Origin of the sequence: Flavobacterium okayamense (assembly GCF_019702945.1) — a bacterium.
GTDB classification, from domain to species: Bacteria; Bacteroidota; Bacteroidia; order Flavobacteriales; family Flavobacteriaceae; genus Flavobacterium; species Flavobacterium okayamense.
Window position 1 is genome coordinate 2015840 of record NZ_AP024749.1, and the last position, 20055, is coordinate 2035894.

At 30.0% G+C, this 20055-nt stretch carries 21 protein-coding genes; 6 read left to right on the plus strand and 15 right to left on the minus strand.

What is annotated here, in order from left to right:
- Nucleotides 1-55 precede the first annotated feature (55 nt).
- Nucleotides 56-562 (plus strand): hypothetical protein, encoded by a 507-nt coding sequence (locus tag KK2020170_RS09360; RefSeq protein WP_221258075.1) that lies wholly within the window; start codon nt 56-58, stop codon nt 560-562.
- On the opposite strand, the gene KK2020170_RS09365 is transcribed toward KK2020170_RS09360, so the two are convergent.
- The 12 genes from KK2020170_RS09365 to KK2020170_RS09420 form a co-directional block, all read right to left on the minus strand.
- Nucleotides 559-1173: a BfmA/BtgA family mobilization protein gene (locus KK2020170_RS09365; RefSeq protein WP_221258076.1), complete on the minus strand. Its 615-nt coding sequence runs from the start codon at nt 1171-1173 to the stop codon at nt 559-561. The two genes, KK2020170_RS09360 and KK2020170_RS09365, sit on opposite strands and share 4 nt — an antisense overlap.
- A 141-nt stretch (nt 1174-1314) precedes the next feature.
- A complete protein-coding gene (locus tag KK2020170_RS09370) occupies nt 1315-2181 on the minus strand; it encodes a toprim domain-containing protein (protein WP_221258077.1) in 867 nt (288 codons plus the stop codon).
- 196 nt (nt 2182-2377) lie between these two features.
- On the minus strand, nt 2378-3346 hold the full coding sequence (locus tag KK2020170_RS09375) for a replication initiation protein (protein ID WP_221258078.1): 969 nt from the start codon (nt 3344-3346) through the stop codon (nt 2378-2380).
- 82 nt (nt 3347-3428) lie between these two features.
- Complete coding sequence (locus KK2020170_RS09380) at nt 3429-3716, minus strand: helix-turn-helix transcriptional regulator (RefSeq protein ID WP_221258079.1); 288 nt, start codon at nt 3714-3716, stop codon at nt 3429-3431.
- A gap of 100 nt (nt 3717-3816) precedes the next feature.
- On the minus strand, nt 3817-4341 hold the full coding sequence (locus KK2020170_RS09385; RefSeq protein WP_221258080.1) for a hypothetical protein: 525 nt from the start codon (nt 4339-4341) through the stop codon (nt 3817-3819).
- A 191-nt stretch (nt 4342-4532) separates the two neighbouring features.
- Nucleotides 4533-5663 carry a tyrosine-type recombinase/integrase gene (locus KK2020170_RS09390; protein WP_221258081.1) on the minus strand — a complete coding sequence of 377 codons (1131 nt, stop codon included), beginning with the start codon at nt 5661-5663 and terminating at the stop codon, nt 4533-4535.
- A 148-nt stretch (nt 5664-5811) separates the two neighbouring features.
- On the minus strand, nt 5812-7203 hold the full coding sequence (mnmE, locus tag KK2020170_RS09395; RefSeq protein ID WP_221258082.1) for a tRNA uridine-5-carboxymethylaminomethyl(34) synthesis GTPase MnmE: 1392 nt from the start codon (nt 7201-7203) through the stop codon (nt 5812-5814).
- 321 nt (nt 7204-7524) lie between these two features.
- On the minus strand, nt 7525-8643 hold the full coding sequence (dnaN, locus tag KK2020170_RS09400; protein ID WP_221258083.1) for a DNA polymerase III subunit beta: 1119 nt from the start codon (nt 8641-8643) through the stop codon (nt 7525-7527).
- An 89-nt stretch (nt 8644-8732) separates the two neighbouring features.
- Nucleotides 8733-10412 (minus strand): gliding motility-associated ABC transporter substrate-binding protein GldG, encoded by a 1680-nt coding sequence (gldG, locus tag KK2020170_RS09405; protein ID WP_221258084.1) that lies wholly within the window; start codon nt 10410-10412, stop codon nt 8733-8735.
- Nucleotides 10409-11137: a gliding motility-associated ABC transporter permease subunit GldF gene (gene gldF, locus KK2020170_RS09410; RefSeq protein WP_221258085.1), complete on the minus strand. Its 729-nt coding sequence runs from the start codon at nt 11135-11137 to the stop codon at nt 10409-10411. Before gldF ends, gldG begins: the two co-directional genes overlap by 4 nt.
- Before the next feature lie 58 nt (nt 11138-11195).
- Nucleotides 11196-11492, minus strand: a complete 297-nt coding sequence (locus tag KK2020170_RS09415; protein WP_221258086.1) for a putative quinol monooxygenase — start codon at nt 11490-11492, stop codon at nt 11196-11198.
- A gap of 2 nt (nt 11493-11494) precedes the next feature.
- Nucleotides 11495-12313, minus strand: coding sequence for an SAM hydrolase/SAM-dependent halogenase family protein (locus KK2020170_RS09420; RefSeq protein ID WP_221258087.1), 819 nt, complete (start codon nt 12311-12313; stop codon nt 11495-11497).
- Nucleotides 12314-12458: 145 nt separating this feature from the next.
- On the opposite strand from KK2020170_RS09420, the gene KK2020170_RS09425 reads away from it, so the two are divergent.
- From KK2020170_RS09425 to KK2020170_RS09440, 4 genes are all read left to right on the plus strand, one after another.
- Nucleotides 12459-13412, plus strand: a complete 954-nt coding sequence (locus KK2020170_RS09425) for a PhoH family protein (RefSeq protein WP_221258088.1) — start codon at nt 12459-12461, stop codon at nt 13410-13412.
- Nucleotides 13413-13625: 213 nt separating this feature from the next.
- Complete coding sequence (locus KK2020170_RS09430) at nt 13626-15041, plus strand: hypothetical protein (protein WP_221258089.1); 1416 nt, start codon at nt 13626-13628, stop codon at nt 15039-15041.
- Nucleotides 15042-15201: 160 nt separating this feature from the next.
- Nucleotides 15202-15717 (plus strand): hypothetical protein, encoded by a 516-nt coding sequence (locus KK2020170_RS09435; protein WP_221258090.1) that lies wholly within the window; start codon nt 15202-15204, stop codon nt 15715-15717.
- A 103-nt stretch (nt 15718-15820) separates the two neighbouring features.
- Nucleotides 15821-16771, plus strand: coding sequence for a phosphoribosylaminoimidazolesuccinocarboxamide synthase (locus tag KK2020170_RS09440; protein WP_221258091.1), 951 nt, complete (start codon nt 15821-15823; stop codon nt 16769-16771).
- 37 nt (nt 16772-16808) lie between these two features.
- Here KK2020170_RS09440 and KK2020170_RS09445 read toward each other — a convergent pair whose 3' ends face one another.
- Entirely contained in the window at nt 16809-18029 is a 1221-nt protein-coding gene (locus KK2020170_RS09445) for a hypothetical protein (protein WP_255567306.1), read from the minus strand.
- An 83-nt stretch (nt 18030-18112) separates the two neighbouring features.
- Between KK2020170_RS09445 and KK2020170_RS09450 the strand changes: the two genes are divergently transcribed.
- The gene (locus KK2020170_RS09450) at nt 18113-19159 is read left to right on the plus strand and encodes a sialidase family protein (protein WP_221258092.1); all 1047 of its coding nucleotides are present in this window, start codon (nt 18113-18115) and stop codon (nt 19157-19159) included.
- A 27-nt stretch (nt 19160-19186) separates the two neighbouring features.
- Here the strand turns inward: KK2020170_RS09450 and KK2020170_RS09455 are convergent, their stop codons facing one another.
- Both KK2020170_RS09455 and KK2020170_RS09460 read right to left on the minus strand, forming a co-directional pair.
- Nucleotides 19187-19633: a sensor of ECF-type sigma factor gene (locus KK2020170_RS09455; RefSeq protein ID WP_255567307.1), complete on the minus strand. Its 447-nt coding sequence runs from the start codon at nt 19631-19633 to the stop codon at nt 19187-19189.
- Between the two features lie 2 nt (nt 19634-19635).
- Nucleotides 19636-20046, minus strand: a complete 411-nt coding sequence (locus KK2020170_RS09460; RefSeq protein WP_221258093.1) for a hypothetical protein — start codon at nt 20044-20046, stop codon at nt 19636-19638.
- Nucleotides 20047-20055 lie beyond the last annotated feature (9 nt).

Genomic DNA, 20055 nt, shown 5'->3' on the forward strand with positions numbered 1-20055 from the left:
GTCTCCTAGTACCTCTTTTACTGTTGGCTAATGTCTCACGCATTTTTTTGTACTTATGAAAGAAAACCAAACATTTCAAAAAATCTTAAACTATTTGTTATTTGAAGATTTTAATAAGCCTGTTTTCAATGAAGATAGTGCAGCTTTATCTGTAAGTTTTATTCAAGACAACAAACCTGGAGCTTCAGTTGAAGAAGGTCTGAATATTAAAATGAACTCTATATTTAGTTCAATTTTAATAAAATTAGACAAAGACGATAGAGAACAAATCCTCAAGAACATTCTTGAGGACCGTAAGAGTTATGATGGATTACTATTCTTATTCACAATGGAAATAGAAAAGCTCTTTAAAAACAAACAAATTGATATTCCTTTAGAGTTTTTAAAAATGATGAATAATTATGTTTCAAAAAACGAGTTAAATGCTTTTGTTTTAATTTATTTTAAACTCTTTTTCGCTGATTTATTTGAAGAAAGATTCAATCAAAAAACTCAAATTTCTGAAAAAGAATACGTTAAAGTTTTAGAAAAATTTACAAGTAAAAAATCATCAATTGATTAATATTTAATTAATTTTAAAAATTCTTCTTCAGATAATTCAAGGACAATTTTTGGTTTAGAAAATGTTCCTTTTTCTACAGAATATTTATTCTTTATTTCATTTAGATTTTTACAAATGGAACTAATTTTTTTATGATTATCGTCATTAATCTTTTCAGAAAGATTATATAATTTATCTTGAGTTTTTAATTTTTCTTCATACTTTTTTATAACATTTTCAATTTCTTTTTCGTTAGTTTTTGGTTCAATACTTGTGACATTTTGTGAAGAATTTATTCCTTCATAAACGTACTGTTTTATATCGTCTATTTTGTGATTTAAGTCTTGTGTAACTGTTCTGAATATTGGATTTAATTTATCATTTTCAATTTTTCTGACAACTGCAATAACTCTATTGTTGTCATTATTAAATTCATCCATTTTTGAGAGTACTTTATCTAATACAGAAGTAAATTTATCTTTTGGATTAACAGGATTTGTTTCAAAAAAGTACAATATATCTTCTACTAATTTTATGTTTGTATTGTAACCAAATCTTTTCTTTAGATTAGTCCATCGACTAACCATAAGTCCATTTAGTCTAATGTCAATATTTTTCTTTTCTGTATTCATGAAATTGTAATTAAGTCATTGATTAATAATTTGTTAAGTTTGTTTTACGTTTTAATTCCGTAATTTTAAAAAGACTAATGCCGTATTTACTGGTAGAATGGAGTGTTAACTCCGTTCCGTCTTGCGTATTTGAGAATACACTTAAAAAGTAGTATTCAAAAGCCATTCATTTAAATCTTTAAAATCTTTGTAAAATGCTCTACAATCTGTTGCATTATTGAATTTTTCAAGTGTTAATTTTGTTTGTTCATTTCCTGCTGCATCATTATCCAAAAACAATTCAATTTCATCATATTTTGATAAAATTTCATCACAACGATTAATCAAGGTTATTGAATTTAGAATTAAAAAATCGGAATCAGATTTGAATTTATTTATGAACGATAAGTAATCAAAAAAGCCTTCAAAAATTCTTAATTTGTTTTTATAACCTTTTACCAAATGAGTAACATCTTTTTTTCCTATACATATTTTGGCATATTTGGAACGAATTTCATAGCCTTCAGTATTATTTTTGAAACCAATTCCAAAATATTTTTTGCCATTTACTTCGTAATGAACTTCTCTTAAATTTGATTCGTTTTCGTAATTGTAAATTTTCCTATTTTCTAAATATTTTTTCAATGCAAAATGTTGTATTTCAGTTACTTTATTTATTTTAATTTTACTTTCAGTTTCAGTAAAAATTAATGCAATATTTTTTTGCTCTTGAAAAGAAAAAACAGATCTGTCTGAATATTTCTCTAAGAATTTTAAAACTTCAGAAATTGAATAATTAAATTTAATTGCGACAAAATCAATTGTATTTCCACCTTTTTGAAGCCCGTGATCATACCATTTGTTTATTTTGGTATTTATTTTAAATGAAGGTGTTTTTTCATCGTGTAAAGGACTTGAGTACCAAATATCAAATCCAATTGTTTTTGATGGTGTATAATTCATTTTTTGAAGGACTAATTCAATAGAAATATTACGAGCTTTTTCCAAAGTGATTCTTTTTCTTTTCATCAGAAAATTTTCTTTTTCGTTTAACTTGTATTATTAATTATAGGTTAACCTATTGTACAAGGCTGTTAAGTGTTTATTTTATTGAGGTTAACAGAGGTAAATCACACAAAATGACTAAATATTTTTAATCAAATCACACAAAATGACTAAACAAATCACACAAAATGACTAAATCCAAGACTCACTCACACTTATTTTAAGTTATGTGTGATTTTAGAACTTCAAGTTCAGGTAAAATAACATTGACAAGTAAACTGTAAATATCTTTTTTGGTTTTAGTTCCTTCAGAATAGTTATCATCTAACTTAATAAATCGATAAAATGCTTTCTCTAAATTGTTTTGTTTTACAAGTATTTCAGTATAATCTAATGCTTTAGAGTCTTTATAATTTGGGAAATAGCGGTTTAAAAAACTATAGACAAATCGGTAATGTTCTTCTTTAACACCTGAAAAACCACTTTTGTTTTTATAATTTCCATGTATTTTAATAGAGATTTTATCAAACTTTTTGTCAGATTTTGTAAGGGTGTATGTGAAAAACAAATCAGCTTTCTCTTTCAATTCAACTATAGAATCATCTAACACTCTTTGTCTAAAATGAGCTATTTGCTTATACTTGTTTTCGATAGACAAATACACTTTTAAATCTTCAATGCTACAATTATAACCACCTTTGTCTTTCCAACGGCAACAAAGCTCATATAAGGCTTTTGAATAGATAGAACTTAATCCTATAGCAATTGCCTTTTGAATGGATGTAAAACCGCCTCCTAGGTAGCAAAAAAACCTGCAAGCTTGGGATGGAACTATGAATGATATATATTGCGAATTTCTAACATACTTTATTCCACTAATTAGTGAAGTGATGTTCTCCTGAACCTGTTCTGATTTTCCATTTCCTCCAGGAATGTTTATATGATATTCAACTTGTTTAGAAGCCAATGACTTTATAGAATCCTTTATTCTTTGATAATTATTATACTTATCAATTTTTTTTAATTCAATTACTATTTCCTGTTCAGAATAAACCATATTTATATCTAAACTTTGCGATTTCATAAGCTCGTCAATAATGAAATAAATGATGTTATATTCAATAGTTGACAAGGTGAATCGGGCAGTTGAAATATGGTTGGGTTTTCTTATGTAAATAGTGTTTTTCAAAGTCTTATTTTTGGCTTATTACAAATTCAAAATCAAGAACAACATTAAATGCGAGCACAGAAGAGTATTCTATGCTCGCACTTTATTTCTTAAATGTTGTGTAGTCAATTGCTTTTTGCTCTATTTGAGAAATAGAGTTTGATTTGTTTTGCAACAACCATTCATCAATTTCATTTTTTTGAAAGAATAATGTTTTGCCATTTGGCTTTGAGTAGGGGATAATACTCTTATGAACCAATTTATAAATATAACTACGAGAAAATCCTGTGTAGTTTATTAAATCATCTACAGTTAAGATTTGTTTTGCTGTACTTACAATTAGAATTTCTAATTGATTTAGTTTCTTTAAGATTACATCGTTACTTTCCATTGCTGTCTATTTTTAAGATTATGACAGCAAAACTAAAGAAGGTATTAGCCCTGTACATTAGGGTAAACAGTAATAAAATATGATTTACGCTATCACTTTTTTAATTATTTTTAGGTACCCAGTCGCTATATGATTTGTTTAAATTTTTACTAATTATTTCACTCTCATTTTTGGTAAAATTTCGAACGATATAGTTTATAAGCTCTTTTCTTTTTTCACCTTTAAGGTTTTTTATTCCATCTTCGATAAAATATTCATGAAATAAATCAAATATAAATCCATAAGTAATATCTCCATTTCTTGATTTTGAACTAGATTTTTGTCCTATTCTATCAATCCATTTGATTTTTTTTTCAAGGTTAGCACCTTTAGAAATTGAAAGTAATTCCGAATAATTGATAATTGCTCTGTTTTCATTATTCAATTTAGTTACTAATTCTTGAAGGAATGATTCTTCTAATAATTTAAATTTAAGTTTTTCAATTACTTCAGTTTTAGTACTATTTTCATCCCTTTTATTTAAAGTAAAATAAGTTAACCAAGACAAAAACAAAATGGAAGCACTTACGATAATAATTTCATAAATAGACGTGTCTTTCTTTATTATTAAATTGAATAAAAACATAGAAAATAGTATAAAAAAAAATGAAACTGCTAGCTTGATTCTGTCAATATTTGGATTCCAATTGCTTTTTTCATTGCAAAAAAAAGCTAAAATAAATTTCTGATTATATCTAATTGAAATCAATGATTGAAACAAGATATTTAAGGTTAGAAAACCAATAACAGTGTATGAGATAAAATTTGTATACATATTTATAATTGTATTTCAGGGATTATATAAGCAGCTTCTTTCATTTTTTGATCTACAATCTTAGCATAGATTGTTGTTGTTCTGATTTCCCTATGACCTAATCGTTTTGAAACAGTATAAATGTCAGCTCCATTTTCGAGTAATAGAACTGCATTTGTATGTCTGGCACTATGGAAAGTGATGTGTTTTGAAATCCCGGCTCTGTTGCACCAACGTACAATCTCATTATTGTAGACTGCGCCGTATTTTAAACCTTTAAAAACTCTTTCTGATGGATGTTGTCTTTCTCCAAGTAATGCTCTTGCCTGATTTGAAATGTATAAATATTCAACACCGTCAGTTTTTTCTTGACGAAAGTTAACTCTACTAATACCGTTATCTTCGTCTCGAACTTCACTCCAGGTCATTGTGTTAATATCAGACCATCTTAAACCTGTAAGGCAGGAAAATATGAATGCTCTTTTAAGAACACTGTATTTACAGTTAGTGCTTGCAAGTGCTTGAAGCTCTTTGTAAGTTAAATATTCTCGTTGGCTTTCAGCTTGTTCAAAAGACTTTACTTTTGAAGCATAATTTATAGACAAATAGCCTTCATCGAAAGCTGCTCTAAGACAGGCTTTAAACTTATTGAAATATGAATATTTGGAGTTTAAGGATAGGAGAGTATCACTTTTTGTTTTGGCTTCAGTATCAAAATAGTTTCGGACTTTTTTAATAAAGTTCTCGTCTATCTCTTCAAATTGTAAATTTGGACTTATACATTGTTTTAAATGAACAAGGGTTGCTGTCCAATTTCCATAATTCTTTGGAGAATTGATTTTCTCTTCTGTTTTCTCAATAAAAAAATCTAAAAATCGTCTTTTTGATTTTGCAGTATTTTTTATGTCAAATCTTCCTTGAAAAAACTCAGCTTTTCTAATTGATAGAATTTGTTCACTTAAAACTTCAATTTCTTTATTTTCTTTTTTCTCTGAAGCTGTTTTCGGATTTTGATGTGGATATAATTTTAAATACTCAAAATCTCTATTATGGATGCGTTTTCCATCTTTGTCGAGTTGAGAGCCTTTATAATATTCAATATAAAGACTGAACCTATCATTTTTTAATTTCTTCCTTTTTAGTGATATTTGCATAGGTGTACATTTTTACATCTTTTTAATCAAAAGGTGTACATGAGATGAAACAAATGTATCAATAAAGGAATAGATGAACAAATAAAATTTTCTGTAACTACTTATAAATCAACCAAAAGAAATAAAAGAAAAGCAAAGGAAACTAAAATTATTTCCCAATACAAAAATTAGCAAAAATATTGCCTAGCAATTCATCATTGGTAACTTCCCCTGTTATTTCACCAAAGTAATACAAAGCCGAACGAATATCAATCGCCATTAAATCAGAAGAAATACCAGCATCTAATTCCCATTTTACTTTTTGTACTTCTTCTAAAGCTTTTAATAAAGAATCGTAGTGACGTGTATTGGTAACAATTGTTTCGTTATTTCGTAAAGCACCTGTATTCACAAACGATAGTAAAGTGTTTTTCAATTCGTCAACACCTATATTTTGTTTAGCCGATAAAAATAAAATATTCTGAATTTCATTTTCAATTAGTTGCTTAACGTCATCAGTAAGTTTATCTGCTTTATTTCCAATAATCGTTAAAGCTTTTTGAGGATATTTATTCTTGATTTTTTCAATCTCAATTTTAAGCTTTTCAAGATTAGTTGCATATAAATCGGAACTATCTACTAAAAACAAAACAACTTGAGCTTGCTCAATCTTCTCAAAAGTCTTTTTAATCCCAATGCTTTCCACATGGTCTTGTGTATCACGAATCCCAGCAGTGTCTATAAATCGAAAACCAATTCCATCAATGACTAATTCGTCTTCAATGGTATCACGAGTTGTTCCAGCAATATCACTTACAATAGCTCTTTCTTCGTTTAATAAAGCATTTAATAGAGTTGATTTACCAACATTTGGTTCACCTACAATTGCTACTGGAATTCCGTTTTTAATCACGTTACCCACAGCAAACGAATCTATTAAGCGTTTTAAAACAAACTCAATACGGTTTAATAATTCATGAAAAGCGGTTCTATCAGCAAATTCTACGTCTTCTTCACTAAAGTCGAGTTCTAATTCAATTAACGAAGCAAAATTCAACAACTCTTCACGCAATTTAGCAATCTCGTTACTAAAACCACCACGCATTTGTTGCATCGCAATTTGGTGACTCGCTTCATTATCACTGGCAATTAAATCGGCAACCGCTTCGGCTTGTGATAAATCTAATTTTCCGTTTAAAAAGGCACGTAAAGTAAATTCACCAGCTTTTGCCATTTTAGCGCCTTTACGAAGTAATAATTGAATAATTTGTTGCTGAATAAAAGTAGATCCATGACACGAAATTTCAACTACATTTTCACCCGTATACGAATTCGGACCTTTAAAAATGGAAACTAAAACTTGGTCATACGTTTTTCCTTCATCAACAATATGTCCTAAGTGAATGGTATGTGTTTTTTGTTGACTTAGATCTTTTCCAGAAACCGATTGAAATACTTGCGAAGCAATACGAACTGCGTCTTTACCGGAAAGACGAATTATAGCAATGGCACCAGCACCCGAAGGCGTAGCTAAAGCAACAATAGTTTCTTGTGGAATCATAAGATTTGTTTTATTCGTTTGCAAAGATACAAAAGTTATACTTTGGGCGTGCCCTCATTTTATTGGGTCAGGCTGTCCACTTTATCTTTTTTGTCACATCGAGCATTTGATATTAAGAGGAGCAAAATTTAGTTTGCGGTTAAATATCGAGATGTCAAAAAAGGATACCGTTTCCATCCTTCACGCAAATAAAAAACCGCAATCACTTTACAGTTCTTACGGTTTTTTGGTTAAGGGTTGGTTATAGTTCTTAAGTAAACAGTGGTCAGTTAATAGTTTACAGAAATTCTGAAAACTGAGACTGCGACTGTAAACTAATAATTAGTTGCTCAACATTACAGGCATAACAAGCATAGTAACAGTCTCACCTTCGTCTAATCCATCAACTGGAGTTAAAATTCCAGCTCGGTTTGGCATCGACATTTCTAATTGAATTTCATCACTGGTTAAGTTGCTCAACATTTCTGTTAAGAAACGAGAGTTAAAACCAATTTGAATATCGTCACCTTGGTAATCACAAGTTAAACGCTCATCGGCTTTGTTTGAGTAATCAATATCTTCTGCAGAAATGTTCAATTCAGTTCCAGCAATTTTTAAACGAATTTGATGCGTTGTTTTGTTAGCAAAAATAGCCACACGACGAACCGAGTTTAAAAACTGATTTCTATTGATTAATAATTTATTTGGATTTTCTTTTGGAATAACTGCTTCATAATTTGGATATTTTCCATCAATTAAACGGCAAGTTAAGACATAGTTTTCAAAAGAAAATGTTGCATTAGAATCGTTGTATTCAATTTTAACTTCAGCATCTGAAGCTCCTAAAATACCTTTTAAAATGTTTAAAGGTTTCTTAGGCATAATAAAATCAGCAACTTGAGATGCTTTTACATCAGCACGTGCATATTTTACTAATTTGTGTGCATCAGTAGCTACAAAAATTAATCCTTCTGGTGAAAACTGGAAAAATACACCACTCATAACCGGACGTAAATCGTCATTTCCAGCAGCAAAAATAGTTTTGCTAATAGCAGTTGCTAAAACTTCAGCAGGAACAAGAGTAGAAGAAGGGTCTTCTAAAACTACTGCTTTAGGGAATTCATCTCCTGGTGCATAAGCAATGGCATATTTACCAGAATTTGAACTGATTTCTATTGTATTGTTATCTTCAACAGTAAATGTTAAAGGTTGTTCTGGAAATGTTTTTAAAATATCTAACAATAATTTAGCAGGAACTGCAACACTTCCTTGACTTGTAGAATCAATTTCTAATGAAGCCGACATAGTCGTTTCTAAATCAGAAGCTGAAACCGTAAGTTTTGTATTATCTAATTCAAATAAGAAATTATCCAAAATAGGTAAAGTATTACTACTGTTAATAACACTACCTAATACTTGTAGTTGTTTTAATAAATACGAACTTGATACAATAAATTTCATTTGTGTACTTAAATTTAAAATCTATTAATGATTTTAGAATTACAAATATATTTTAATTATTTCCAATAGCAAAAAGTATTTATTAACATCTATTTGCTATAAATGCGTTTTCTTAGGTATGTAAACAAGAAACCAAAAATTGAAAGTATAACAATTGGTAATCCGATAGTTATCATTTGAGCCCAACTGTAGTTTTGATATACTTTTTCTTTATCTAATAATGGAATTTCTACATCTTTACTACGAATGTTAATAAGTCCGTTATCATCAAGTAGATAATTCACACAATTCATTAAAAATTCTTTATTTCCGTAGAGTTGATTTGTCCACTTATCAAAGCCTAATTCAAGTGGAACTCCTTTTTCCATCTGATTTTTAATAATATCTCCATCAGAAACTACAATCATTTTATTTTCAATACTAATCTCTTTGTAATCGTTTTCTTTAAATGGCAACACTCGATTTTTATACATGGAATTGAATTTACCTTCCAATAAAATTGAAACGGGTAATAAACCACTGCCATTGTAATCACTTTCACTAGTTTCTTCTGTTACCATTTCAAGAGAAATTGGAGTAGGAAGTCCAACAGGTTTAGAATATGGTGAACTAGTTAATAGAACAGTTTTCTTTACATCGTTTTTCAATAATTCGATTGGAGATGTAAATTCAAACTTAATGCCATCCATATTTTTTACAATAGGATGATTGTTGTTTTCAGAATATATAAATGGAGAATATTTCCACATATACTGCTGATATTGTGTTTCACTTCCTAATTGCCCTGTTGCTAATTTAATAGGGGTTCCATATTCATCTTTAACAATTTGATGATTTAAGCGGAAACCATAGGAAAAAAACATATCTGTTAAGTTCAACTCGTTGTATTGAGCAACTGCCAAGCCATTTTCATTGTTTAGATCTTCAAAATTTAAAGGTGCATTATCAACTAACCAAAGCGTTTTTCCTCCATTCATTACGAATTGGTCAAGCACTTGTTTTTCTTCTTCAGAAAAAGCCTCCGTTGGTTTTGCAATAATGGCTAAATCATATTTTTTTAATGCCTCTAAAGTTTCTGTTGGTTGTTGTTTTGCAACAGAATCTAATGTAAACGGACCAATAAAATAACTTTCTCTGACTGTTTGTAAAAAATCAGCTAAATAATAGTCCTCTAATTCACCATTTCCTTTTAGTATAGCTATTTTTTTCTCTTTTTGAGTAGTGATTTTTGATAAAGCTTCAGCAAAAGCAAATTCTAAATGTTGTACCGAACTAATTACTTTTTGTTCGGTTGAAGCCCCCATAAGGTTTTTTAATAAAGCTACCTTAGTACCTTTTTCGCCATAATTTGCAACAGCCCAAGGAAAAACAACTTCTTGTGACTGCTTACCTTTATCGGTTACCGAAATATTTAAAGGTTGAAGTCCTCGTTGTGTGAATTCTTTCATCACCGCATAAGTTTCTTCTTCTTTTTCAATTGGATTAACAAATTGAAAAATAATATTTGAGTTGTAAGCCGAAAATTCTTCTAAAAGCTGACGTGTTTCGTCTTGTAATCTTCTAAATTCAGGAGGAAAATTTCCGTCTAAGAAAACATCTACATATAAAGGACTTTCAACACTTTTTATGATATTTAAAGTTGTTGGTGATAAAGTATAACGCTTGTCTTGAGTTAAATCGAAACGTTTAAAAAGATATTGTCCAGCAAAGTTTAAGCCTATTATTACTAATAGTGTAACTACTAATTGTTTTAAAGCATTCTTTCTCATTTTCCTTTAGTAGTTTTAAGTTGATAAACTGTTAACGATAAGAATGCAATAGTTATCGATACAAAATATATAATATCTCTTGTATCAAGAACACCTCGACTCATACTTTTGAAATGAAAATCCATTCCAAATTTTGCTAATAACGAATTGTTTTGTTTTAAAAGATTTGCAATTCCATCGAAACCGAAATAGAAAACGAAACAAATAAAAACGGCAATTATGAAAGCTACAATTTGATTTTCTGATAATGTAGAAGTATAAATTCCAATAGCACAATAGGAAGCAACCAAAAATAATAACCCAAAATATGAACCTAATGTGCTTCCCATATCTATATTTCCTTCTGGAGCACCAAATATCCATACAACCCAAACATATACTAAAGTTGGAAGTAACGCTAAAACGATTAATAAAAACGCGCCAAAGAATTTTCCGCTAGCAATTTCCCAAATCGATAAAGGTTTAGTGAATAATAATTCTAGGGTTCCTTGTTTTCTTTCATCAGAAAAACTACGCATTGTTACAGTTGGAATTAAGAATAACAAAATCCATGGTGAGATTTTAAAAAACGGACTCATATCTGCAAATCCAGAATTTAAAATATTGTATTCGCCATCAAAAACCCATAAAAACAAACCGTTTAAAATGAGAAAAATGGCTATAACTAAATAGCCAATAGGTGATCCAAAAAAGGATTTTATTTCACGTAGCAATAATGCTTTCATTTACGCTGTATTAAATTCGGTTTAAAAATAGATTATTTTTTAGTTGTGACAAAATCAGTTAAGGTAGTGAAGCAACTTTATCAACACTCCAAGCTTCAGGCTTGTCACTAAACATTGCTTTGGTGTATGTCCAAACTTCATTGAATAATTCTGAATGTCTATATTTTTCTAAATGAGCCTCTGTTTCCCAAAAGCTATACGTAAAAAAGATACGGTTATCATTTTTATCTTGATATAATTCTAAAAACTGGTTACCTTCGAAACCACGAATTTTATGTTTTATTTGTTCAAAATTCTCTAAAAATGCTTCAATTTTATCTTCTTGAAAACGCATTTTAACTATTCTAATAAACATTTTTATTCAAAATTTATTGTTATTGCATCTCTATAACCAAGTCCCAATAGACTATTTGCAGAACCTACGTTTTTATTATCGCTTTTATATATCGCTATTTCAAGTAATCCATTTTCATTGAAAACAGCAAGTGCTTTTCCATCATTGATATCATTCAAATTTGAAAAGTCCCCATAAAACTTATTTATACGATTAATTTTATTTCTGGAAGAAAAAGGAATTGTAAAAGATCTTCCTCTACCCACATCTTCAAATTGTTTTTTAGAAATATTGGTAACACAGTTTCCAAAATCATCTACATAAATAATATTTCCTCTAATAACTTTCCCGTCTTCTGAAATTTTTGGAGTTAACTCAGTCAAAATATTAATATCTTCAATTTCTTTACCTATTACATTTAAATGTCCACCTCTAAGTATGTGGCATGCAGTAGCAACAAAGACATCAATATCTGTAGCTTCTTTGTTTAATCTGTCATGTATGCTTATAGAAACAATTTTTTGAGGAACTTTCTTTTGAGTTAAAACAGAAAGAATACCATTATCGGCGCAAATAAAGTAATGACCATCCCATTCCATGGCTAGATGTTGTCCATTAGTATATCGTTCACTGTTCACCGAAATGATGTGAACAGTTCCTTTAGGAAAAGCATTATAAGCAGCACTAATAGAGTAACTAGCTTCTATTGTGTTAAATTTATTTATTTCATGTGAAATATCAATAATGGTAGCTTCTACAAACTCTGAGAGTATTTTTCCTTTGGTAGCACCCACAAAGTGGTCTTTAATTCCAAAATCTGTAGTTAGCGTAATTATTGACATAAATTTGTTTATAACTTATTTTAAAACGAAAGCTTGTTTTTCCTAAATTTGAATACAAACCTACGTAAAATTGACGATACACAAAATAGGTAACGCAAAGAAGTAGTATAATTTTACTTGAACTATAAATTAAAATTCGAAGCCTTTGAACGAACGTATTATTGAATTAACAGACATTACTCCAAAAGATTTTTGGGGAGCTCAAGACATTCATCTAGAGGAAATAAAAAAACATTATCCTAAGCTTAAAATTGTTGCAAGAGGAGCTACAGTAAAGGTTTATGGTGAAGAAGAAATTTTAGATGAATTTGAGACTAAATTTCGTCGTCTTATGTTTCATTTTTCTCGTTATAATAATATCGATGAAAATGTCATTTTAAGAGTACTTGAAGGAGATGCACAATCTAATCATGAACAAATGCACGACAGAGATAAAATTTTAGTGCATGGGTTAGGAGGAAAGCTAATTAAAGCAATGACTCCAAATCAACAAAAATTGGTTGATTTAGTTTTGTCAAATGATATGGTTTTTGCTGTTGGCCCAGCCGGTACAGGTAAAACCTATACAGGAGTTGCAATGGCTGTAAAAGCTTTAAAGGAAAAACAAGTTAAAAGAATTATTTTAACCAGACCGGCCGTAGAAGCAGGGGAAAATTTAGGATTTCTTCCGGGTGATATGAAGGAAAAATTAGATCCTTATATGCAACCTTTATATGATGCATTGCGAGATATGATTCCGCCAGAAAAATTAGAGGATTATATTTTTAAAGGAATTATTCAAATTGCACCTTTAGCATTTATGCGTGGTCGAACACTTGATAATGCCTTTGTAATTTTAGATGAAGCTCAAAATACTACTCACAATCAAATGAAAATGTTTTTAACTCGTATGGGTAAAAATGCAAAATTCATGATTACAGGTGATCCAGGTCAAGTCGACCTACCCCGAAGAACAATTTCTGGACTAAAAGAAGCGTTGTTAGTTTTAAAAGATGTTGAAGGTGTAGGAATTATTTATCTTGATGATAAAGATGTTGTGCGTCATAAATTAGTTAAGAAAATTATTGATGCCTATAAGCGTATAGAAAATCAAGATTAAATTTTCATAAATGTATTAGTAAGCCGATTCAAACGAATCGGTTTTTTTGTGCAATTTAACGTGTTTTTAAGTAAAAAAATTATAGATATTTAAGAATAAAGTTAAAGTAAAGTTAATTATTTAACATATTTACTATTATTTGTTTAGATAATTTCACTACTTTTAATGCATATTAACCTAAAATTTTAATTATGAACTTAAAAATCTACTATCATGAAAAAACTTTACGTATTACTAATTGTAGCAGTATTATGTTGCTTTACGATTAATGCACAAGTTGGAATTGGTTCAATTTCACCTGAGGGAGAACTTGACGTAATTTCAACAAATCATGGTGTAATTTTCCCTAGAATAGGTCTTATTTCTAGAAATGTTGCACCACCTGTTTTTAATCCTCAAGGAGGTTTATTAGCAGAAGGAACACTTGTTTATAATACTGCAACTAATGGTCCTGCGCCATACACCGTTTCTCCAGGTTATTACTTTTGGGACGGCTCTCAATGGGTTGCACTCGATGGAAGAGGAGGTCGAGACTGGTCTTTACTTGGAAATGCAGGGACTAATCCTGCTGTAAATTTCTTAGGTACTATAGATAATACCAATTTAATTTTTAGAACAAACAATTTGCAACGAGCAGTTGTAAGATCAGATGGAAATGTTGCCATTAATAACAATGGAGATATTTACACTAAGTTATATGTTACCAATACAGGGAATTTTAATGATGCCATACACGGAGCTAATAACGACAATGTTGGAAATGCTTTTTGGGGAACCAATGTAAATAATGGAGGTACTGCAATTTTAGGTGGTGCTGGTGGTGGATTTTCAATTTATCCAAGTACAGGAGCTGGTGTTGCTGGTTCTGGCCCATATGTTGGGGTTTATGGTTCAAACGCCTATGGAACTCCAAGCAATGCTGCACATTATTCTAATTGTGGCGGTGGTTTTTCATTAGATTCAGATAATAATACAGCTACTTTGAACAATAGTGCATTTGCAAAAATTGCTGGAATTGATAATATATCTCCTGATGGTGCTCTTGCAAACAGAAGAAGTTTATATGGAGGATATTTTAATGGAGGAGTTGGAGCAGGTCAATCTTATGCTTATGTGGGTATAAAGTATAATGCCAATGCAGGAGGTGCTGGTGGAACAAATTTTAAAGTTATTGGAAATGGAACTAATTCAACATTAATTTTAGATAATGAAAGAAAACCAAGAATTTTATTTTCACCTGAAGCACCTGAGATTTTGTTTGAAGATTATGGGACATCACAATTAATTAATGGAGAAATTTATGTAGAAATTGATGAGATTTTAAAGGAGTCTCTTTATATTGATGAAGAACACCCTTTAAAGGTTTTCATTCAATTAGAAGGTGATTGTAATGGAGTCTTTGTAACAGAAAAATCAAAAGATGGTTTTAAAGTTAAAGAATTAGCTCAAGGCACAAGTAATACAAAATTTTCGTGGCATATTGTTGCAAATAGAGCTAATGATGTAGATGAAAATGGAAATATAACATCTACACACGTTGGATTACGTTTGCCTTACGGACCAATCCCTGTAAAGGAAACACCGATGGCTTCAAGAAGAGTAAAAGAAAATAATTTAGTAATGGAATAAAAAAATCAAATGAAAATATTAACCTAAAGCAACCTGTTGGATATAGTTCGACAGGTTTTTTTATTTTGAAATGATAATTGTATAATTCTTTTAAAAAATATTGTAAGTAAATTTTTCTAAATCCTTCAGAAATTTGTCTTGTAACAAAAAATGAAAAATTATGAAAAAGTTATTTTTAGTTTTTGGATTAATCATTGCTAGTCCATTATTCGCTCAGGAATTTGAAGAAATTGATATTAAGCCAAGTAACTCATGGTTAAAATTAGGTGTAACAGCTGGTGTACCTGTAGGAGATGCTAGCGATGTTTCAGCATTCAATCTAGGTGTTGATTTTAGAGGACAATATTTAGTAACTCCTAGTTTTGCAATTGGTGTCGCTTCTGGTTATAACCATTATTTTGAGAAAGATGATTTTGAATCTTTTGGTGTTGTTCCTTTAGCGGGATTTGTTCGATATTATTTTCAGCCTAAAGGGTTGTTTTTTGGCTCTGATTTAGGTTATGGATTTTTAACTAATGTAGAAAATAATTCAGGTGGACTTTATGTAAATCCGCAAATTGGTTACCATAATAGGGATTGGAATATTTATGGATATTTTCAAAATACCTTTGCTGAAAACGATGTTGATGTTCAAAGTGTAGGTATCGGAGTTACTTACAATATTAGATTTAAGTAAAATGAAAAATGGAAAAGGAGAATATTATTTCTCCTTTTTTTATATATGTATTGTTTAAGATATGTAAACCAACTAAATTTGCACACTTAACAACACACAATTAATGAATACAATTACTTCGACTCAGTTTAACTTTCCGGGTCAAAAATCTGTTTATAAAGGGAAAGTACGTGAAGTTTATAATATAAACGACGAACTTTTAGTTATGATTGCAACTGATAGACTTTCAGCTTTTGATGTTGTAATGCCAAAAGGAATTCCATTTAAAGGACAAATCTTAAATCAAATTGCTACAAAATTTATGCAATTAACGGAAGATATAGTTCCAAATTGGTTAATAGCAACTCCAGACCCAAATGTTGCTGTTGGACACCTTTGCCAACCTTTTAAAGTTGAAATGGTAATTAGAGGTTATCTTTCAGGTCACGCTGCAAGAGAATATAATGCAGGAAAAAGATTACTTTGCGGTGTAACTTTACCAGACGGAATGAAGGAAAACGATAAATTTCCTACGCCTATTATAACCCCATCAACTAAAGCTGATAATGGTGAACATGATGAAGATATTTCTCGTGAAGACATTTTAGCAAAAGGGATTGTATCTAAAGAAGATTATGAAGTTTTAGAACAATATACTAGAGCTTTGTTTCAGAGAGGTACAGAAATAGCAGCTTCAAGAGGGTTGATTTTAGTTGATACCAAATATGAATTTGGAAAAACTAAAGATGGAAAAATTGTTTTAATTGATGAAATTCATACACCAGATTCTTCTCGTTATTTTTATGCTGATGGTTATCAAGAAAGACAAGATAGAGGAGAAGCTCAAAAGCAACTTTCTAAAGAGTTCGTACGTCAATGGTTAATTGCAAACGGATTTCAAGGCAAAGAAGGTCAACAAATTCCCGATATGACTAACGAGTATATTTCGACAGTTTCGGATAGATATATTGAACTTTATGAAAATATTCTAGGAGAAAAATTTAATAAAGCAGATGTTTCGAATATTCAAAAAAGAATAGAAGAAAATGTTTTAAAATATTTGAATAAATTATAAATAAAAAAAGAGCTGAATTTCAGCTCTTTTTTTATCCTTAAACTCTTCCACTTCTTCCAGAGTTTCCACCTCTATTAGAGGAGCGACTTCCACTACTATTTGATCTGGATGTAGAATTACTACCTCTGTTTCCACTAGAATTAAAAGTCCCATTGTTACTTCTTCTTGGCTCCGAATAATTTCTGTTTGGAGTAGAAGTAGAGCGTGGAGAATTGTTTCTTGGTTCGTAGGTTCTTGGCGTATTATTGTTTTGAGTTCTAGGTTTTACATCTGAATTACCTCTCGGTGTATTATTACTGTAAGTTCTAGGTTTTACACCAGAGTTACCGTTAGTTCTAGGCTCGTTATAATTTCTTGGGTTTGAATTACTATAACTTCTTGGCGTTGAAGTTCTAGGATTAACAGAACTATTATTAGATCTTGGTGTTACAGATGAACTTCTTGGAGAATTATAAGCAAGTTCTCTACTTCCAGGAACTCTTGTTCTAATTGTTCTATTTCTATCTAATTCATGTCGGTTTGCATAACCACTATTTCTGTGTGTAAATGAACGATTAGGATATCTTCTTTCATAACCATTAGCTCTTCTTCCGTAGTACGCATTGTAGGCTACGCCACATCTTCTATAGCTAACATAGTTAAATGAAATACCAAAGTTTATATGAATCGCGATATGATTTCTATATCTAAAAATTGGGAAAGGTCTCCAACATGAATAATATGAAGGATAATAATTCCAATACCAAACAGAATAATAAGGGCGGTAATATGGAGCCCAAAAAGTTGTATAAATTATTGGTCTGTGAACATATACTGGTTCATAAATATAGTTGTTACCATACATATATACATCACCTACAACTTGAACTGCAACATTATCACCATCTTTTTCAACTTCAACAGATGCAATGTCTTGGTATAAGTCTTTATCTAAAACGGCTTGAATAACAATTATGTGCGCATTACCTTCAATTGTTTCAATTACACGTAAATAATCTACATAATTATCATTGTTTAAGTCAAGGTTAGAGATTTGAGATTTAGGATCATTTAATCGACGCTCAAAGTCTTCTAAATCTTTACTGTCTCCAAAAATGGTTGCAACCGCACGTAAATCTAAGTTGTCACTAATATCAGAACTATTAGCTCTTACTGTAGTTTTATCTTGCGCTAGTGATGGAATTACCATAAAAATTGCACCTAAAATAGAAGTTATAAATTTTGCTTTCATAGTTATAGGTATTTCATTAATATTCATTTTTAATTAGTTAACCAATTATTGTGCCAAAACAATTTTTGTATATTCGTAAAACATTTAAAAGTCTTATAAATAAAGAGTTTATGAAGTATATATTTTTATCGTTTACCTTCTTTTTATTTTTAGTTTCTTGTAATCAGAAGAATGAGAAAACTATTTTTTCTAAGGTAGAATTAAGAACTATTTATTCAGATTCCATCAGTTGTAGAGCTATTTCTTTATACAAAGAAGAATTATGGTTTGCAGGAAATAATGGAAAATATGGAGTGATTGATTTAAATTCTGAAGAAAAAATATTTAAAGGAAGAATTCAAAACGATTCTATTTTTCCTGAATTTAGGAGTATTGCAACTACAGATAATGGAACTTTTTTATTGAGTGTCGCGAATCCAGCTTTATTATATAGAATTTCGCCTGATAGAAAAATTGTAAAAGCTGTTTACCAAGAAGTTAATGAAAAAGTTTTCTTTGATAGCATGAATTTTTTAAATAATGAATTTGGTATGGCGATGGGTGATCCGGTGGATAATTGTTTAAATGTAATTCTAACACAAGATGGTGGGAATAGTTGGAATAAAATTGTATGCGAAAATTTGCCAAATGTTATAGAAGGAGAAGCTGCTTTTGCCGCAAGTAATAGTAATTTAATTATAAAAGACAATTCTATTTTCTTAGTTTCTGGAGGAAAAAAAGCAAGATGTTTTGTAAGTAATGATAAAGGAAAAACCTGGAATGTTTATGAAACCCCAATAGTACAAGGAGAAGCAATGACTGGGATTTTTACGGCTGATTTTTACGATGAAAATATCGGGATTATTGCTGGTGGAAATTATGAAGAACAAGAAAATAATTCTAAAAATAAAGCCATAACAACTGATGGAGGAAAAACATGGAATTTAGTTGCTGAAGGCAGTGGATTTGGTTATGCTTCGTGTATACAATTTATACCAAATAGCAATGGAAATGAAATAGTATGCGTAGGAGGAACAGGAATTCATTATTCTAGCGATAGAGGAGAAAGTTGGAAACTTTTAAACGATACAAAAGATTTATTCACGCTACGTTTTCAAAATGATTCTATTGCATACGCAGCAGGAAAAAATAAAATTGTAAAATTAGAGTTTAAATAAAAAATCCCGCTTTTGCGGGATTTTTATTTATTTACCTTTTCGTTCTCTAAATTCTCTAAGTAATTTACGATTAAATTCGTCTTCGCTCTTTTTAAGAAGAATAATTTTCTTAGCAGGAAGTACTTTTTGTAAATCTTGAATAAACTTTTTCTTTAGCTGATGCATTTCATCTTCATTACTTTCCATTTCGGAAATAAGAGATTGTGCTTCTTTTTCAGAAATATTTTCAATACCACCATTTTCAATTTTATCCATCACTTTACGTAGTTTATTGTGACGAATTTCAAATTGCTTTTCATCAAAGGTATTGTATATTGGCCAAAACTTTTGTGCTTCTTCAGTTGAAAGGCTTAATTTTTCAGTTATATACGCAACTTTTAAAGCCTTAATCTTTTCTTTTTTTTCTTTATAACCTTGTCCAAACGAAATTGAAACAACAGAAATAAGGAGTAAAATTGTAAGTAATCTTTTCATTTTTATTCGTTTAAATAATAGTTTAGGTTTTGTGTTTCTAATAAATAATCTTCGATAGCTTCGTTACTAAGTGAAACTTCACCTTCTAAAGCCACAATATCTTCTTCTGTGAGTTTATCTACTAAATCGTAAGTATTAAATTCTGCAGTTAAATAATTTTCTAACGTAGCAGTTTCTAAATTAGAACTATTAACTGAGTTAAAATAGAATGGAATTGCAAACAAAGCTACAAATACAGCCGCTATTGCCGAAATCCAAACTTGTTTTCTATAAAATAAGGAAACGACTTTTGGTTCAGTTTTTGTCGCAACTTTTTCCATAAGTTCATTTTCAAACTTTTCGAAATAATTGTCTGGAATTTCAAATCCCGATTTTATTCTATTTGTATGTAAATCAAACTCTTTCATGTTCATTAGACTTGT

What these genes read in the sequence shown, in the direction of transcription:
- KK2020170_RS09445 (WP_255567306.1), bottom strand. Translation starts at nt 18,029, where the DNA reads ATGAATATTAATGAAATACCTATAACTATGAAAGCAAAATTTATAACT.
- KK2020170_RS09415 (WP_221258086.1), bottom strand. Translation starts at nt 11,492, where the DNA reads ATGTTTATTAGAATAGTTAAAATGCGTTTTCAAGAAGATAAAATTGAA.
- KK2020170_RS09455 (WP_255567307.1), bottom strand. Translation starts at nt 19,633, where the DNA reads ATGAAAAGATTACTTACAATTTTACTCCTTATTTCTGTTGTTTCAATT.
- KK2020170_RS09460 (WP_221258093.1), bottom strand. Translation starts at nt 20,046, where the DNA reads ATGAACATGAAAGAGTTTGATTTACATACAAATAGAATAAAATCGGGA.
- mnmE (WP_221258082.1), bottom strand. Translation starts at nt 7,203, where the DNA reads ATGATTCCACAAGAAACTATTGTTGCTTTAGCTACGCCTTCGGGTGCT.
- KK2020170_RS09390 (WP_221258081.1), bottom strand. Translation starts at nt 5,663, where the DNA reads ATGCAAATATCACTAAAAAGGAAGAAATTAAAAAATGATAGGTTCAGT.
- KK2020170_RS09435 (WP_221258090.1), top strand. Translation starts at nt 15,202, where the DNA reads ATGAAAAAGTTATTTTTAGTTTTTGGATTAATCATTGCTAGTCCATTA.
- KK2020170_RS09370 (WP_221258077.1), bottom strand. Translation starts at nt 2,181, where the DNA reads ATGAAAAGAAAAAGAATCACTTTGGAAAAAGCTCGTAATATTTCTATT.
- KK2020170_RS09450 (WP_221258092.1), top strand. Translation starts at nt 18,113, where the DNA reads ATGAAGTATATATTTTTATCGTTTACCTTCTTTTTATTTTTAGTTTCT.
- gldF (WP_221258085.1), bottom strand. Translation starts at nt 11,137, where the DNA reads ATGAAAGCATTATTGCTACGTGAAATAAAATCCTTTTTTGGATCACCT.
- KK2020170_RS09430 (WP_221258089.1), top strand. Translation starts at nt 13,626, where the DNA reads ATGAAAAAACTTTACGTATTACTAATTGTAGCAGTATTATGTTGCTTT.
- KK2020170_RS09440 (WP_221258091.1), top strand. Translation starts at nt 15,821, where the DNA reads ATGAATACAATTACTTCGACTCAGTTTAACTTTCCGGGTCAAAAATCT.
- KK2020170_RS09365 (WP_221258076.1), bottom strand. Translation starts at nt 1,173, where the DNA reads ATGAATACAGAAAAGAAAAATATTGACATTAGACTAAATGGACTTATG.
- KK2020170_RS09385 (WP_221258080.1), bottom strand. Translation starts at nt 4,341, where the DNA reads ATGTTTTTATTCAATTTAATAATAAAGAAAGACACGTCTATTTATGAA.
- KK2020170_RS09420 (WP_221258087.1), bottom strand. Translation starts at nt 12,313, where the DNA reads ATGTCAATAATTACGCTAACTACAGATTTTGGAATTAAAGACCACTTT.
- gldG (WP_221258084.1), bottom strand. Translation starts at nt 10,412, where the DNA reads ATGAGAAAGAATGCTTTAAAACAATTAGTAGTTACACTATTAGTAATA.
- dnaN (WP_221258083.1), bottom strand. Translation starts at nt 8,643, where the DNA reads ATGAAATTTATTGTATCAAGTTCGTATTTATTAAAACAACTACAAGTA.
- KK2020170_RS09360 (WP_221258075.1), top strand. Translation starts at nt 56, where the DNA reads ATGAAAGAAAACCAAACATTTCAAAAAATCTTAAACTATTTGTTATTT.
- KK2020170_RS09380 (WP_221258079.1), bottom strand. Translation starts at nt 3,716, where the DNA reads ATGGAAAGTAACGATGTAATCTTAAAGAAACTAAATCAATTAGAAATT.